The sequence below is a fragment of the Paenibacillus sp. GP183 genome (assembly GCF_900104695.1).
In the GTDB taxonomy this organism is placed as follows: domain Bacteria; phylum Bacillota; class Bacilli; order Paenibacillales; family NBRC-103111; genus Paenibacillus_AI.
This window is the reverse complement of record NZ_FNSW01000001.1, coordinates 2645855-2661089: the sequence shown is the minus strand read 5'-3', so window position 1 is coordinate 2661089 and position 15235 is coordinate 2645855. Positions and strand designations below refer to the sequence as shown.

Sequence of the window (15235 nt, the reverse complement as noted above, 5' to 3'; positions counted from 1 at the left end):
CGAGATGTCCCGTTTTGTACCGATTCGTCCCGATTATTGCATTCTCTCCCTTTCCCTGAAATTTTATAATAAAAACAACATCTTGAAACCGCTTGCAATCTGCGGTATTACCGCTTCTACAATTCCATATAAGAGAAAGAAGGGTTCTGATTGAAAGAAAAACGTTTCAAGGCATTGACAATTGCCGCCGCTTTGCTGTTCACATTCTCTTTGACCGCGTGCGGCAATGGAACGCAGACTTCGGATGGGGGGACTAAAGCACCGGCCAACACGGGCGGAACCGCCAGCCCGGCTGTGAAGGATCTGCCGATTAAGCTGAAGATCTACGCCCAATATTTCGACGATGATACGAAGAAGCCTTACGACTACGCCGTAGCGGAGCTGAAAAAGGCGATGCCGAACGTCGAGCTGGAGCTGGACCCGGCCATGCAGGATAACGGGCAAAAGCTGAGAACTTACGCCGCTTCGGGCAATATGCCGGATATATTTCAGGCGGGATTCACTGATTTAAAGGCGTTCTCCGCATCGAAAAACATCGAACTGCTGGACAATGCCGCGCCGACGGCGGACTTCAAGAAAGATTTGAATCCCGGGAACGAGCCGGTGTTGGTTGCCCCTGACGGGCATATTTACGCTTATCCGTTTGCCGGAATCGAATTCCAAATTCTTTATTACAACAAGAAGCTTTTTGCCGATGCGGGCGTGCAGGCGCCGATCAAGACAATCGATCAATGGAAAGATGCAAGCGCCAAATTCAAAGCTAAGGGCATTGTACCAGTGTCGATCTTCTCCAAGGAGAAGTGGATCGGAAACTCGTTCTACAAAGGTCTTGTGACGAGAGAAGAGCCGAATGGATACGCCGCTCTGAAGGGAGCTGAGCTTCCGGAGGCGTTCAAGCTCGCAGCAAAGCAGTTCAGCGAATTGAATCAAGCCGGATTGTTCGATCCCAATGCCACGAACACCAACTACGACCAGGCGTCCTCCCTGTTCTATACGGGCAAGGCGGCGATGTTCGTCAACGGCCAGTGGGAAATCTACAGCGCGGATAAGAATTTGGGAGCCAACGTTGACTGGATGTATTGGCCGGCGAAAGACGAAGCGACGTACGAAGCCAAGAAGTTTTATATGGACGGTTCGGGCGAGCCCGGGGGCTTCTCCATATCGGCGACGAGCAAAAACAAAGAAACCGCGATCAAAGTTGCTGCTTTACTTGCCCGGAAATATGCGGAATACAAATATTCGCAGCTCGGCAATCCGATTGTCTCTGTGAAGGTGGATAAGCCGGTCTCCGTCACTCCACCTCCGATGATGCAGCGGCTTATCAAAGAAACGCTGCCTAACGTCAAAGGTTTCGCTAAGCTGAATGAAAATATCAAGATCAATACGGCTCTCGATGACAACACGCAAAATTTAGTCGTCAAAGGCTTCAGCGATCAGGACTTTATTAAAAATATGAATAGGGTTCTTAGCGAGGCCAACAAGTAACGGCGAATTTTCCATAGAGATTGGAATGAAGCTCGATGAGGAATTATTTCGGCAATAAATGGGCGATCGCTGCGCTCGCCCTGCCGGCTCTTTTGCTTTACACAATTGTCGTCGCCTATCCTGTGGCCCAAAGCTTGTACCGTAGTTTTTTTGAGTGGGATGGTATCGGGAAGGGAACCTTCACCGGCCTAAGAAACTATGTCACGCTATTTAATGATCCGCTGCTCCTGACCTCGCTCAAGAATGGCGGATTGTTCGCTCTTGTGCTGGTCTTCTTTCAGATTGGGCTTGGGACTGTGCTCGCTCTGGTCTGTGCCGATCCCAAAATCAAGGGGAGAAAAATACTGAAGGTGGGCTATTTCATTCCGGTTGTGTTGTCCGTTACGGTTGTCTGCCAGCTATGGATCGCCATCTACGACCCAACCAACGGGCTGATCAACAAGCTGTTCCAGGTGCTGGGCATACCTTATCGGCAAAACTGGCTTACGTCACCTTCCGTCTCGATTATCGCGATCGCATTTGTGAACGCCTGGCAGTATATGGGCTATCAATTCAGTCTTCTTTACGCGGGAATCAAGTCGATTCCAGAGCAATATATGGAGGCCGCCATAATTGACGGCTGCACCAGGTGGACGGCGCACCGCAAAATAACGATTCCGCTGATGTTGGAAACGTACAAGTTTTGTCTAATTGTGGCGATCACTTCTGGTATCGGGGCGTTCGTTCAGATGCTGATCATGACGAACGGCGGACCCGGGACGACCAATTTCACACTTACGTTCATGATATATCGTTACGCTTTCAGCCAATTCGAATATGGCTACGCATGCGCGGTTTCCGTATTTCTGGTAGCGATGAGCCTGCTTGCCACCGTCATCATTAACCGGTTATTTCAACAAGAACGGATAACGTATTAATTCGGGAAAGGGGGGCAAACGGCATCTTATGCAAGCCAGAGTCAAAGTCGGGCAAGTGCTGCTGCAAGGTCTGTTGTGGATTTATTTTCTGTTATCCGTTTATCCGCTTTTTTGGATGGTGTCGTATTCGCTTAAAAATAACAATGAGATATTTGTCACCAATCCTTTCGGCATTCCACTGCACGTCCGTATCGAAAACTACATTAATGCGTGGTCACAGTTCAGTATTCCCCGGTACTTTTTGAACAGTCTTGTCGTTTCGACGATCAGTACCGCCGGCATCCTGATTTTGTCGGTCATGTTCTCTTATACGATCGCCAGGATGGAGTGGAAGCTGCGCAACACTGCGCGAATTTATATACTCATCGGCATGTTCATTCCGTTGCAGGTCATTATGATTCCGCTCGCGATTTTGGTGAAAAATTTTCACCTTGTCAACACTTATGGGGCGTTGATCATCCCTTATATCGCGTTTGGCCTACCCTTCTCGTCGCTTGTTTTCTACGGCTTCATGCGCGGCATTCCCGTTGAGTTGGAGGAGTCGGCGTGCATGGACGGGGCCAGCATTTACAGGACGTTTCTCCGCATCATCGTGCCGATCGTACTGCCGGCAGTCGCCACGGTCGCGATCTTTCAGTTTCTCGGAGCGTGGAACGAGTTTTTGCTCGCCTATATTTTGATTTCCGACGAAGCAATGAAGACGCTGCCGCTGGGGCTGTTGTTTTTCCAGGGACAATACAGCACGGACTGGGGTGGTATGGGCGCTGTCATGACGATTGCCAGTTTGCCGATGGTCATCGTATTCATGTTCTTCAGCGAACAGGTCGAACGCGCATTGACGGTAGGTTCCGCCATCAAAGGCTAAAGCCGTTTCCCGGACCAGAAACGCGCAGGATAGCGGGGGGCGTGCTTTCGGCGGGTAACCAAACTTCATACCATTACAAAGGAATTGATGACAATGAGTGAAATGCTGGGAATCGGCGTTGTCGGCGCGGGAGCGATCGCGACTCGAATCATGGCTCACCTGAGGTTGCCCGATGCTGCGGAGAAAGTCAGGCTTGCAGCGGTATGCGACCCCGTTCCGGGCAGAGCAGCGGCGGCAGCAGCCAAGTACGGGGCGGCAGCCAGCTACGAGAGCTACGAACAATTGCTGCGGGATCCGAACGTGGACCTCGTAACCATTTGCAGTCCGATCGGCCTGCATTATGAGCAAGGGGTTATGGCAATCGAAGCGGGGAAGCATGTCCACTCCAATAAAACAATGGCCACGAAAGTGTCGGAGGCGGACGATCTTATTAGACGGGCGACTTCAAGGAACGTGCGTATCGTCGCTTCCCCGGGGGTAATGATTCAACAGGAAACGAGAAGGAAGCGCAAGCTTTGCCTGGAAGGAGCGCTCGGCCAATTGTCCTGGGCCATTGCGGGCACCGCCATGGGCAGCGGCACTTATCACCTGAACGAGGAAGTGCGCACGGGAAACGATTTGCTGAGCAACGTCAATCCCGGCTGGTATTTCCGTAGGCCCGGTGGCGGTCCAATGTACGACGCCACGGTGTATCCGCTGCACGAACTGACGGGCATCGTCGGCCCGGCCAAGCACGTAACCGCCCTTTCGGGCATTGGCATTCCGGAGCATATGTTTGGCAGCGAGCGAATCGTGACGGAGATGGACGATTCGACCATCCTGCTGATCGACTTCGGGAATGCGTTTCACGGTGTCGTCTATGCGACGATTGCCGGTTCCATTACGGAATGGACGCCCAACATTTACGGAACCAGGGGTGCGATCATCGGTTCAAAATTCGGGGACGAGGTTTTGAAGCGTGAGGGAGACCGGACGCCCCACGTCACGGGCGGGCATTTCGGGCTTAGGGAAGCGCACGTGTACGAGGATATTATGCAGCTTGTCGATTGGGTGCTGGAAGGCGTGCCTTCTGTTGCCAACGCCGAACATGCGCGGCATGTCATCGACATTATCGAATCCGGTTACAGGGCGGCGGAGACGGGGTGCACCCAGGAGCTTGTCACGACGTTCGAGCCGCTGCCTCTATCCGAACTGCAGAACAATATATAACGAATGGTGGTTGAGGAATATGGAAGTCAGTCGCGCCGAGCTGGACAATGGCAAGTTGCTGCCGGAGAATGTCGAGTTGGCAGCCAAATTGATCGAAGTAAACGGATATGTTGTCTTTGAGCGAGTATTGCCTAAGGACAAGATAGAGCGAATTCACCGCAGATACATGGAGATTCTGGAGCCGTATCTGGATGAGCACCGCGAGGAAGTATACAATCCGGGCAACGGATTTAACGACGGTACGAACCATATACGGCTGTTTCTGCCCTTCGAGGAGCCCTTTATCGACGATTCCATTATTGCGCATCCGTTTGTGACGGATGTACTGGATCGTTTGCTGGGAGAAGACTTCGTCCTGCACTATTTTGCCACCAATACGTCGCTGCCCGGGGGTCGCAACAGCCAACCGGTGCATGCCGACACCGGCTCGCATTTCGGCGAACGCTGCGCGGTGAATTTGCCGATTTCGAACTTGGTCGTCAATATTCCGCTCGTGAACACGGATGAAACCAATGGCCCGATGGAAATATGGCCGGGAGGAACGCATCTGCTGCCGGATTCCTGGTACAGCGCCAAATCCTTCAGCAAGGCGAAGCTGGCCGAACATATGCACAGCGTCAAAGCGGTCATGCCTGCAGGCTCGATCATGATCCGTGATGACCGGATGTGGCACCGGGGAACGCCGAATCGGTCGGACCAGCCTCGGCCGAATATCGCCATGATCTACGCGCCGGCTTCGAACGCGCCGAAAAACGGAACCATTCAAATTCCGACCGAATCCTACGATCGGCTCTCGGAACGCGCCCGCAAGCTGCTGCGGTTCGAGAAAATCGGATATCCGGCTATTGCGCCGTTTCATTAATCGCTTTCAGACATGGAGTCCTGTTCCATGCTTCGGACCGGCAGCCGCCCTATACAGAACGCAACGCGCACCCTTTCAGGAGCGCGTTTCTTTTTTCGATTCCACTACCCGGCCGTTGATGTATGGCGCCGCTTAGTTTAACAGCCCCAACGCTTCGGACGCATAAATAGAAGAATATTTGAACTTCCCCCAAAGCGATGAATTATTAATGAAAACATGCTAAAATAATAAATAATAGTTAAAGAACTTTATATCGTTGAACAAAAATAAATCGATCGCAATGCGGTCATTTTTTTATTTCATTTAACGAAAAGGGGGGATTTTGATGAAAAGAATAATCTCTGTCTTGTTAACTTTAATTTTAACTTTCCCGTTATTGACAATAAAACAAAATGCCTATGCCCAATGTTTAAAAACACATTGGGCAAAAAAAGAGAATGGTTTCAAGCACCAATTATCATTACTGATAATGCAAAAAGCTTAATCCATTCGCTTCAAACCGTCACTCATTCAATGCATATGGAGTGTGTAGTATAGAAAGGACATTCTTGTAGAAGAAGGCGATGAGTGAATATCATCGCCTTCTTTTAGTACTGACTAGTTTTAAACCTCCATTTTAATTATAGAATAAGGTGAATTTTAGACCATTAGCGGGGAATATTCAATTAACTCCTTTGGGGTATTCGAGTAGTATAAAAACAGGAACAACAATACGAATTAGGGAGGGTTCAAATGAATAAAAAATGGATTGTAATGGGCATTGTTCTTATGTTATTTAGTTCCATAGTTCTGGCATGCTCTAAGACAGACAAAGCCGCAGAAACGACAGCAACGAAAGAATCAGCGGCAGTAGGGGCTACTCCGGCAGCGAACAAAAAGCCTTTCGACGGTGTTAAGCTGAAAGCCGTATTAATCGGTGGGGGTACATATGAGACTTTATATGAATCTATCCCTAAGTTTGAGCAAGAAACAGGCGCTAAGGTGGAAATCGTGTTTAAAGGAAACGGTTTTGATCTGGATAAAAAGTTGAAAATAGATTTCGCAGCAAATACGGTTGATTATGATGTGATGTGGGATCATACAAGCTTTTATTCTCAGTACATAGATGCATTAGAGCCGCTTGACAGTCTATTCACAGCGGATGAATTGAAAGACTTTACTCCTTCGATATTAAATGCTAGTAAAAAAGATGGAAAGCTATACATGATCCCTCGTATGGCGGACATCAGCCTTTATTATTATCGCACTGATTTGTTCAATGATGAGTCCAATAAAAGTAAGTTTAAAACGGAATATAAATATGATCTTGCACCACCGCAAACGTTAGATCAATTGAAAGACATTTCGATGTTTTTTGCCAAACAAGGAAACGGCATGTCGGGTACGCAATTTGCTGGCAAAGAGGAAGCCATTTCAGGTCGGTTTTTGGAGCTTACGCAAGCATTCGGCGGCGACTTTTTTGATAAGGATAATAAAATTACACTGAATAAAGAAGGTGGATTGAAAGCTGCTCAATTCTTGCGTGACTTATATGCAGCAGGGGCAATGCCTAAAGGAATGGTTAACTTCCTATGGGATGAAGTCGAGAAAAACTTTGCTAATGGCAAAGTAGCGATTTACTCGGAATGGCCGGGCTGGTATTCCACATTGAATGATCCGAAGAGCTCAACGGTAGCAGGCAAATTCAGTGTTATGCGCGCACCTGCAGGTCCAAGCGGAATTCATCCAGGTTGGGGCGGATCACATGGATTCTCTGTGACGAAAGCCAGCAAGAATAAGAAAGCAGCAGCGGCGCTTGTGAAGTTTTTGACAAATGAAGAGAATATGACCAATGAATCGAAGCTAGGCGCTATACCAGTACGGACATCCGTATGGGATAAAGTGTTGGCTGATGCGAATGCGGGGGATGCAGGTAAGAAAAATTTCTACAATACCTTAAATACAGCAGTAAAAGAAGATTTCCGCACACCTCCTCTCATTAAAGAGTGGATTCCATTATCCAACATTTTGTTCCCATATTTGCAAAAAATTATTTTGGGTGATACTTCTCCGCAGCAAGGATTGGATGATGCGGCGAAAGATATTACTAAAATGATGAGTCAAAGCAAATAAGATAGCTTCAAGAACAAGGGCGACAAGGACACTATGTCCTTGCCGCCTTTCATAAAGGGGAAAATATGATGGCTGGAAAAAGAACTTTATTGGATATGATGAGAGAAAGTAAATGGCTGTTTATGGGCTTGTTTATAGGACCGGCAATCTTACTGATCTTAATTGTTGTTGTGGTTCCAATGTTGTATAGTTTTTATTTAAGTTTGACGGACTTTAATCTTTTGAATGCGAAAAATTCAAGGTTTATAGGCATTGGTAATTATATCGGGCTGTTTAAAGATAAGGTGTTTATCAGCTCTTTCGTACGTACCTTTATATTGATGACACTTACTGTAAACCTGGAATTGTTGTTTGGGTTGTTTATTGCTCTTCTATTGTCAAAGCCATTAAAGGGCGAATCGTTGTTAAGAACCATCGTCATGGTTCCGATGATGTTTCCGCCAATTCTGGTAGGCTTTCAATTTAAATGGATTTTTAACGATCAAGCTGGTTTGTTGAACAATCTATTATATTCATTAACAGGGCAGCTGCATCAGATTCCATGGCTGATTGATCAGCCTTACGGATTTATATCCATTCTGATTGCAGAGCTTTGGATGGGTACACCTTTTATGGCGATCATTCTTCTGGCAGGTATGATGTCTTTACCGAAAGAACCGTTTGAAGCGGCAGATATTGACGGAGCAACCGGAATCCAAAAATTTTACTACATCACACGTCCAATGTTAATGCCGTATATACTTATTGCCATGGCGATTCGATCTTTGGATATAAGCCGTGCTTATGATTTAGTGAAAATAATGACAAATGGCGGGCCAGCGCAGCGGACAGAATTAATATGGACTTATGTAACCCGATTAAGCATTGTTGACAGCAAGTTTGCCATGGGTTGTGCGATGTCTTTCGTTAGCGTACTGATATCGTTTGCTTTTACGATAATGATATATAAACAACTCATTGCTGCAAGGAGAGGATTAGGTTGAAAAAGAAGAAAGTTATTAAGACGTTACATTATCTGACGACCTATTTGCTGCTAAGCCTATTTGCTATTCCTGCGATTTGGATCGTGCTCACCTCAGTTCGGCCTGATAAAGAAATTAACACAACTCCACCTGTATGGATCCCTAGTGAAATCACACTCGAATCATTCTCCAAATTGTTCGGTGGAAATACCTCTACGGGGTCAATTCCATTTATGGATTATTTCACAAATACGGTTATGGTTACTGTCTTCAGCACGCTAATTGCCTTAATGATCGGTACATTGGCTGGATATTATTTTTCTAGACATCAATCAAAAACATTGAACAGTCTCTTTCTAGGGATGATGCTGGCACGGGCGATTCCAGGTGTGGCCTTAAGCTTGCCGCTTTTTATTGTTTTCTCCCGTTTGGGTTTACTGGACAAAATTAGCGGTTTAACGCTGGCTTATACGGTGATGAATATTCCATTTACTACATGGTTAATGCAGGGCTTTTTCAAGGAAATCTCGTTGGAATTGGATGAAGCTTCTTTTATTGATGGCTGCACACGTTGGGGAAGCTTTTTTAAAGTGCTGCTTCCATTAACCTATCCGGGACTGGCAGCAGCGGGTATTTTCACTTTTCTCACCACTTGGGGAGAGTTTCAAATTTCCAGTATGCTGTCACGTACCGTTGCTTCGAAACCATTCACAGTCGGTTTATTTGACTTTACAACGCAATTTACTGTGGACTGGCGCGGAATGGCATCTATGGCGGTCATCATGTTAATTCCGACAACGATTTTTGTGCTGCTTGTGCAAAAGCTATTAATTCGCGGTCTGACAATGGGAGCAACCAAATAATGAACTGGGGGTTAAACGATGATAAGACTTGAGCAGTATGAATGGTGTGATTTTTGGTGGCAAGAAGCACCTCGACAAGATAACAAGAGAGTGTTGCTGGTAGGAGATTCGATTACTAGAGCTTATCGTCCCTATGTGAATGAACTGCTTCAAGGCGATATATTTGCAGATCAGCTTGCTTCTTCAAGGGCGTTGGATAATCCGGCTTACATTGCTGAATTGGATTACATGCTTTTGCAACAAAATATGAACTATCAGGGTATTCATTTTAATAATGGACTCCACGGTTGGCACTTGTCAGCAGATGAATATGAATTTCATTTGGAGAAGGTCATTCAACATATTTTGAACCATTTCGATTCTTCAAAGCTAATTTTAGCACTCTCAACACCAGTGACTAAACCGAACTTTCCGACCGAATTAGATGCTGAATTAAATAATAAGGTTATAGAGCGAAATAAAGCGATGGAGCATTTAGCCCACAAATATAAGGTGAAGATGAATGACTTATATACGCCAATGCTAGGGAAAAATGAGTATCGCGTAGATGACGGGTATCATTATAATGACACAGGCGAGAAAGCACAAGCAGAAATTGTAGCAAAAATCATACGATCAATATAGCCTACTTCCTTCTTTACAATGACGGGGGAAGTAGACTATTATTGTTTGAAAACAGGGAAATTCTCGGAAAAAGTGCGGAGTGATCTTTTGTACAAAATCATGATTGTGGACGATGAGGCGGAAATTCGTGAAGGGATCGAAGAACTGATTCAATGGGAAGATCATGGATTCCAGTTTATTGGAGGTTACGAGAACGGCCGGGAGGCGCTTGAGGCGTCTGGAGCGAATGTTCCGGATGTCATACTGACGGATATTTGCATGCCATTTCTGGATGGGTTGGAGTTAGCGGAAAGAATAAAACATATTTCTCCGTTTACCCGGTTAATCCTATTAACAGGGTATGATGATTTTGAATACGCGCAGCGAGCGATTCAACTGAACGTATACGACTATTTGCTTAAGCCGTTCTCGGCGGGGCAATTGCGCAATCTGCTCGATAAAGTCAAGCTGGAAATGGATGAGGATTATAAACAGAAAGAAGATATTCAGCGATTGAAAATGCAGTTGAATCAAAGCTTGCCGCTATTAAAAGAAAAGTTTTTAGAAAAGCTGGTCACAACCAGCATAAGCCGGACAGAACTCGAGGAAAAGCTCGATTTTTTTGACATTCGTTTGGTGGGGCCTTGTTATATGGCGATCGTGGTCGATATCGACGATTTCGGCAGCCGAAACCGATCCATATCCGTCATGGAGCAAGAACTTCTTCGCTTTGCGGTTTATAACATTGTAGAAGAAATCATGGTGAAACCTGAACGAGGTATCGCATTTCGATCTCGGGATGAACAAATAGTCGTCATTCTGTCATGTGAAGCTGATGATAGCGCTTACTATTTCGTTCAGCAGTTAGCAGAGGAAACGCGGCAATGCATGGAACGATATCTCAAATTTACAGTTACTGTCGGCATAGGAACAACCTGCAGCACTTTGCTGGAAATTGCGAGCTCTTGTCAAAAAGCGATGGCCGCCATAGATTATCGCTTTTTGCTTGGCAAGAACAAAGTCATATCGATTGCGGATTTTGGAGGAATGGTCCCAACGGAAACGGACGGTTATCCGGAGTGGGAAAAAAAGCTGCTTCGCTGTTTAAGGACAAGCTCAAGCCATGAAATAGAGTCCATCATCGAAGAGTGGATGCTCTACTTTAAGCGGTCGTTAACGCCAATGCCCAAATGTCATCTTTATTTGCAAAAATTTCACGTAGCGCTGCTGGATATGATGGATGAATTAGGCGGAGAGCGGGCGGAGTTTTCTTTATTCCAATCGACCGATCTGTTCTCCGGATGGAATGCCATGAAAACGTTGGATGATATTGGAGCTTGGCTCAAGACGACCTGCCGGCAAGTGATGGATGAATTGTCAAACATACGAATAGACCAAACCAGGTTAAAGGTGCTGGCAGCGGAACAGTATATCAAATCTCATTATTCCGACGAAGCATTGTCACTGCAAGAGGTGTGCCGGCATGTTCAAATCAGTCCGAGTTATTTGGGCGTCGTATTTAAGACGCATACCGGGCAAACCTTTATTGAGTATCTGACCCGCACGCGAGTCGATAAAGCGAAAGAACTGCTGAAGCTATCCGGGTTAAAGGCATTTGAAATCGCAGAACGGACCGGCTACCGGGACCCTCACTACTTCAGTCTCCTGTTCAAGAAAAATACGGGCATGTCTCCGACTGACTATCGTGAGATGATGATGGCTGATCCTTACCGAGTGATCGGGGGAGGGGGGGCTTGAGACGGTTTGCTTTTACCAAAATCCAGTCTAGCATCGCCGCCGCATTTTTTTGGCTGATTTTATTTACGACGCTGATCATGAGCTTGATCTCGTATAACTTGTCCGTCGACGATTTAACGAAGAAATCGCAAGATTCTACGATACAAATTATCGATCAAGTGAACCGGAATATTAAAGCGAATATCATCAGCATGGAATATATTTCGCTTATGGCGCTGAACAATGCGGATATCAGAGCCTACATGCAGGCTATGAGTCAACAGCAGGTTTCCAGTCAGGAAGAATATCGGATACCGATCCAGAATTTTTTTTCATCGGTGCTAAGCTCCCGTAAAGATATAGCTTCCCTTATGCTCGCGAATAACCAAGGCTCCTTTATCGTAACCGATAAATTAAACGGGATGTTAAAGTCTCCGCTCGACGTCAAACGACAAACCTGGTTTCAAGGTGCGAAGGATGCGGGAGGGCTGTTGGTGATTTCGGCCCCTCATGTTCAAAATTTTTATGAGAATGAACATCGCTGGGTCGTTTCCTTCAGCAGAGAAATTCGCAGCGCGGGTGTCGGACAAAGCCTAGGAGTTTTTCTTATTGATATGAATTTTGACGTCATTCACGATATCTGCAGCGATATTCGAGTCGGAAAACGAGGCTATCTGTTCATCGTCGATCAAAATGGAGAGGTGGTCTATCATCCACAGCAGATGATCTTGAACAGCGATTATAAAACCGAGAGGATTAAACAGGTCCTTGACAAGGATGAAGGCAGCTTTGCGACGGATGAAGGCCGTGACAGCCGGCTGTATACGATCAAGAATACGGGATTCGGCTGGAAAATCATCGGTGTTAATTATCTGGATGAATTGGCGAGCAATAAAGAGAAAATGAAGTTTTCCTTTTTGTTCTGGGGAAGTATCTGTATGGTGGTCGGTCTGGTCCTGGCTATCGTGATTTCTTACCGGCTTTCAAGACCGATCAAGCGGCTTGAATCCTATATGAAAGAAATCGAGCAGGGCAATTTTGATGTTCGATCGGATATTACCGAAAGCAATGAAATCGGTAAATTAAGCAAACGCTTCAATTTGATGACTCGAAAAATTAAAGAACTGATGAATCAAATTGTCGTCGAGCAGGAAATCAAACGAAAAAGCGAAATGCGGGCGCTTCAGGCGCAAATCAATCCGCATTTTTTATATAACTCGCTCGATTCGATCGTCTGGATGGCAGAGCGTAAAAAATCCGAAGAGGTTGTGCTTATGACCGTGGCTTTGGGAAATTTGCTGAGGGCAAGCATCGGTAAGGGAAGCGAACTCATTCCCATTCGGGAGGAATTGGAACACATCACCCATTATCTTACGATTCAAAAAATGCGTTATAAGGCTAAGCTGGATTTTCAAATTGAAGTCGACGAGGACATCTTGACCAAGAAATCGTTGAAGCTCATTTTGCAACCGCTTGTGGAAAACTGCATTTATCACGGGATCAAGAATAAATCCGGAACCGGCTTAATTCGGATTACAGGCAGCAAACTAGAGGGATGCATCGTATTGAAGGTACAAGACAATGGAGTGGGCATGGATGCCGAGCGAATTAATCGGATTTTAGCAGGAGACGCGATGCAAAGAGATAAACCAGCGAATAAAGGCGTCGGGCTTTCCAATGTTCATGAAAGATTGCGTATTTATTTCGGCGAACCTTACGGTTTAACTTTTAAGAGTGAAATGGATCGCGGAACCGAAGTGTCTATTTGTTACCCTATTCTGGAGTAGAGGTGGATAGAATGTGCTGAAGAGGAACTCGGTTACTTTATTAATCGGACTTTTATTTGTCATGATTATCGCTTATTTTCCTTATAAATGGTTATTCATGAAGCCAAACGACAATGGGCTTGTGAAGATCGCCATCGTGACGAAAACTAGCGATCCGAACATGGAATTCTGGCAGGCACTGATTGATGGGGCCAAAGTAGCGGCTAAAGAAAGCGGGGCATTGCTCGAAATCATTGGGCCGCGTTCAGACCGTGACGCTCAGGATCAGATGAACGTGATCCATTCAATTATTCAATATGGTCCATTACCGCAGGCCATACTGTTGTCGCCGGTCGATTCCGAGAGAATGGTCGAAACAGAGAAAGCAATTCGGCAAAAAGGAATTCCATTGATTACATTCAATTCTCCGATCAGCGGGGATATGTCTAGTGGAATTATTGCCACAGACCATGTAGAAGCCGGCCGCAATGCCACTCAAAGCGTTCTTTCCTTGTCGCCGGAAGCAACGCGTATTGTCATTGTGAATTCGAACCAGATTTCATCTGTTTATTTGGACCGAATGAGAGGGATCCAGAACGCGGGGGTACTGAATTCGGATTTGCTTAAGTTCGAAACGGTTTATACCGATGGTCCAGCGGAAAATCTGAAACTGAGGTTAACAAGTCAACGAGATATTGATGCGTTGATTGCCTTAAACGAGTCTGCGATGCTCGGTGCTGTCAAAGTGGTCAAAGAGTTGGGTTTAACCGGGAAAGTACCCATCATTGGCTTTGACAGTTCGCCGGACTCTATCCGAATGCTGGAAGCGGGAGATATCCAGATGCTTATCGTTCAGAAACCGTATCAGATCGGTTACCTTAGTGTTCGCAATGCGATGCGACTCATCCACGGGGAAGAGATTGAATGGAATATTCATATCGGATCTGAAATGATCACGGCACAAAATATGTACTCGGCAGAAAATCAGAAGCTGCTGTTTCCTTTCGCGGAAAGGTAAAAAAAATTATTTATTTAAATAATAAATCGTGTATGATAAATGATATTGAATAATGGAGGCAACGTCAATGAATCTAGCAGGAAAAACAGCCATTGTAACAGGGGGCGGTTCGGGCATAGGCCAAGCGATTGTCCGCTTGTTTGCCGCCCAAGGCGCAGCGGTCATCATAGCCGACTGGAATGAGAAGGAAGCCATGCAGCTAGCAGATGAATTAACATCTTCCGGGTATCACGTTGCAGCTGTGAAAGCGGACGTTTCAAGAGATGCTGATGTCCGATCGCTGATCCAAGAAACCGTACATAGATTTGGGCAGCTCGATGTACTTGTCAATAATGCAGCCGTTATTTTACCAAAGTTCATAGAGGAAGTGGAGGAGGATGAGTGGGATCGTCTCTTCAATATTAATTTGAAAAGTGTATTCTTCATGGTCAAGCACACGCTTCCACATTTAAAGAAAACGCGCGGTGCGATCGTCAACATGGCTTCTCTCAACGGTTTGGTTGGGCAAAAGATGAATCCTGTTTATGCCGCAACGAAAGGCGGAATCGTCGCCTTGACGAAGGCATTAGCATTGGACTACGCACCGGATGGGATCAGAGTAAATTGTATATGTCCGGCCGGCGTCTCTACACCCTTGCTGCAGCATTGGATTCAAGAGCAAGAGGATCCGATTGCTACGATTCAGATTTTGAATGATATGCATCCAATTGGCCGGCCGGCAACTTCGGAGGAGGTTGCTCAAGCTGCGTTGTTTCTTGCAAGCGCTCAATCCGGTTTCGTTACAGGTGTTGCTCTTCCCGTCGATGGCGGAGCCTCACTTGGTTACTAATAGATTG

The 15235-nt window shown here is 46.1% G+C and carries 14 protein-coding genes; all 14 read left to right on the top strand.

The window, feature by feature from the left end:
* Positions 1 to 150: 150 nt before the first annotated feature.
* Positions 151 to 1485 carry an ABC transporter substrate-binding protein gene (locus BLV33_RS13105; RefSeq protein WP_171909140.1) on the top strand — a complete coding sequence of 445 codons (1335 nt, stop codon included), beginning with the start codon at positions 151 to 153 and terminating at the stop codon, positions 1483 to 1485.
* 35 nt (positions 1486 to 1520) lie between these two features.
* Positions 1521 to 2402, top strand: coding sequence for a carbohydrate ABC transporter permease (locus BLV33_RS13100; protein WP_090792023.1), 882 nt, complete (start codon positions 1521 to 1523; stop codon positions 2400 to 2402).
* Between the two features lie 28 nt (positions 2403 to 2430).
* Positions 2431 to 3267, top strand: a complete 837-nt coding sequence (locus tag BLV33_RS13095) for a carbohydrate ABC transporter permease (protein WP_090792020.1) — start codon at positions 2431 to 2433, stop codon at positions 3265 to 3267.
* 93 nt (positions 3268 to 3360) lie between these two features.
* Positions 3361 to 4476: a Gfo/Idh/MocA family protein gene (locus tag BLV33_RS13090; RefSeq protein ID WP_216234755.1), complete on the top strand. Its 1116-nt coding sequence runs from the start codon at positions 3361 to 3363 to the stop codon at positions 4474 to 4476.
* A gap of 19 nt (positions 4477 to 4495) precedes the next feature.
* A complete protein-coding gene (locus BLV33_RS13085) occupies positions 4496 to 5338 on the top strand; it encodes a phytanoyl-CoA dioxygenase family protein (RefSeq protein ID WP_171909139.1) in 843 nt (280 codons plus the stop codon).
* A gap of 325 nt (positions 5339 to 5663) precedes the next feature.
* The gene (locus BLV33_RS29345; protein WP_171909138.1) at positions 5664 to 5822 is read left to right on the top strand and encodes a hypothetical protein; all 159 of its coding nucleotides are present in this window, start codon (positions 5664 to 5666) and stop codon (positions 5820 to 5822) included.
* 248 nt (positions 5823 to 6070) lie between these two features.
* Positions 6071 to 7450, top strand: coding sequence for an ABC transporter substrate-binding protein (locus BLV33_RS13080; RefSeq protein WP_090792014.1), 1380 nt, complete (start codon positions 6071 to 6073; stop codon positions 7448 to 7450).
* 68 nt (positions 7451 to 7518) lie between these two features.
* Positions 7519 to 8433: a carbohydrate ABC transporter permease gene (locus tag BLV33_RS13075; protein ID WP_216234753.1), complete on the top strand. Its 915-nt coding sequence runs from the start codon at positions 7519 to 7521 to the stop codon at positions 8431 to 8433.
* Positions 8430 to 9275 (top strand): carbohydrate ABC transporter permease, encoded by an 846-nt coding sequence (locus tag BLV33_RS13070; RefSeq protein ID WP_216234752.1) that lies wholly within the window; start codon positions 8430 to 8432, stop codon positions 9273 to 9275. The genes BLV33_RS13075 and BLV33_RS13070 overlap by 4 nt, the downstream gene beginning before the upstream one ends.
* 18 nt (positions 9276 to 9293) lie before the next feature.
* On the top strand, positions 9294 to 9899 hold the full coding sequence (locus BLV33_RS13065) for an SGNH/GDSL hydrolase family protein (RefSeq protein ID WP_090792005.1): 606 nt from the start codon (positions 9294 to 9296) through the stop codon (positions 9897 to 9899).
* Positions 9900 to 9986: 87 nt separating this feature from the next.
* On the top strand, positions 9987 to 11636 hold the full coding sequence (locus BLV33_RS13060) for a response regulator (RefSeq protein WP_171909137.1): 1650 nt from the start codon (positions 9987 to 9989) through the stop codon (positions 11634 to 11636).
* On the top strand, positions 11633 to 13402 hold the full coding sequence (locus BLV33_RS13055; RefSeq protein ID WP_253187058.1) for a cache domain-containing sensor histidine kinase: 1770 nt from the start codon (positions 11633 to 11635) through the stop codon (positions 13400 to 13402). The genes BLV33_RS13060 and BLV33_RS13055 overlap by 4 nt, the downstream gene beginning before the upstream one ends.
* 13 nt (positions 13403 to 13415) lie before the next feature.
* The gene (locus BLV33_RS13050) at positions 13416 to 14399 is read left to right on the top strand and encodes a substrate-binding domain-containing protein (RefSeq protein WP_090791996.1); all 984 of its coding nucleotides are present in this window, start codon (positions 13416 to 13418) and stop codon (positions 14397 to 14399) included.
* A 67-nt stretch (positions 14400 to 14466) separates the two neighbouring features.
* The gene (locus BLV33_RS13045) at positions 14467 to 15228 is read left to right on the top strand and encodes an SDR family NAD(P)-dependent oxidoreductase (protein ID WP_090791993.1); all 762 of its coding nucleotides are present in this window, start codon (positions 14467 to 14469) and stop codon (positions 15226 to 15228) included.
* The last annotated feature ends 7 nt before the right edge of the window (positions 15229 to 15235 follow it).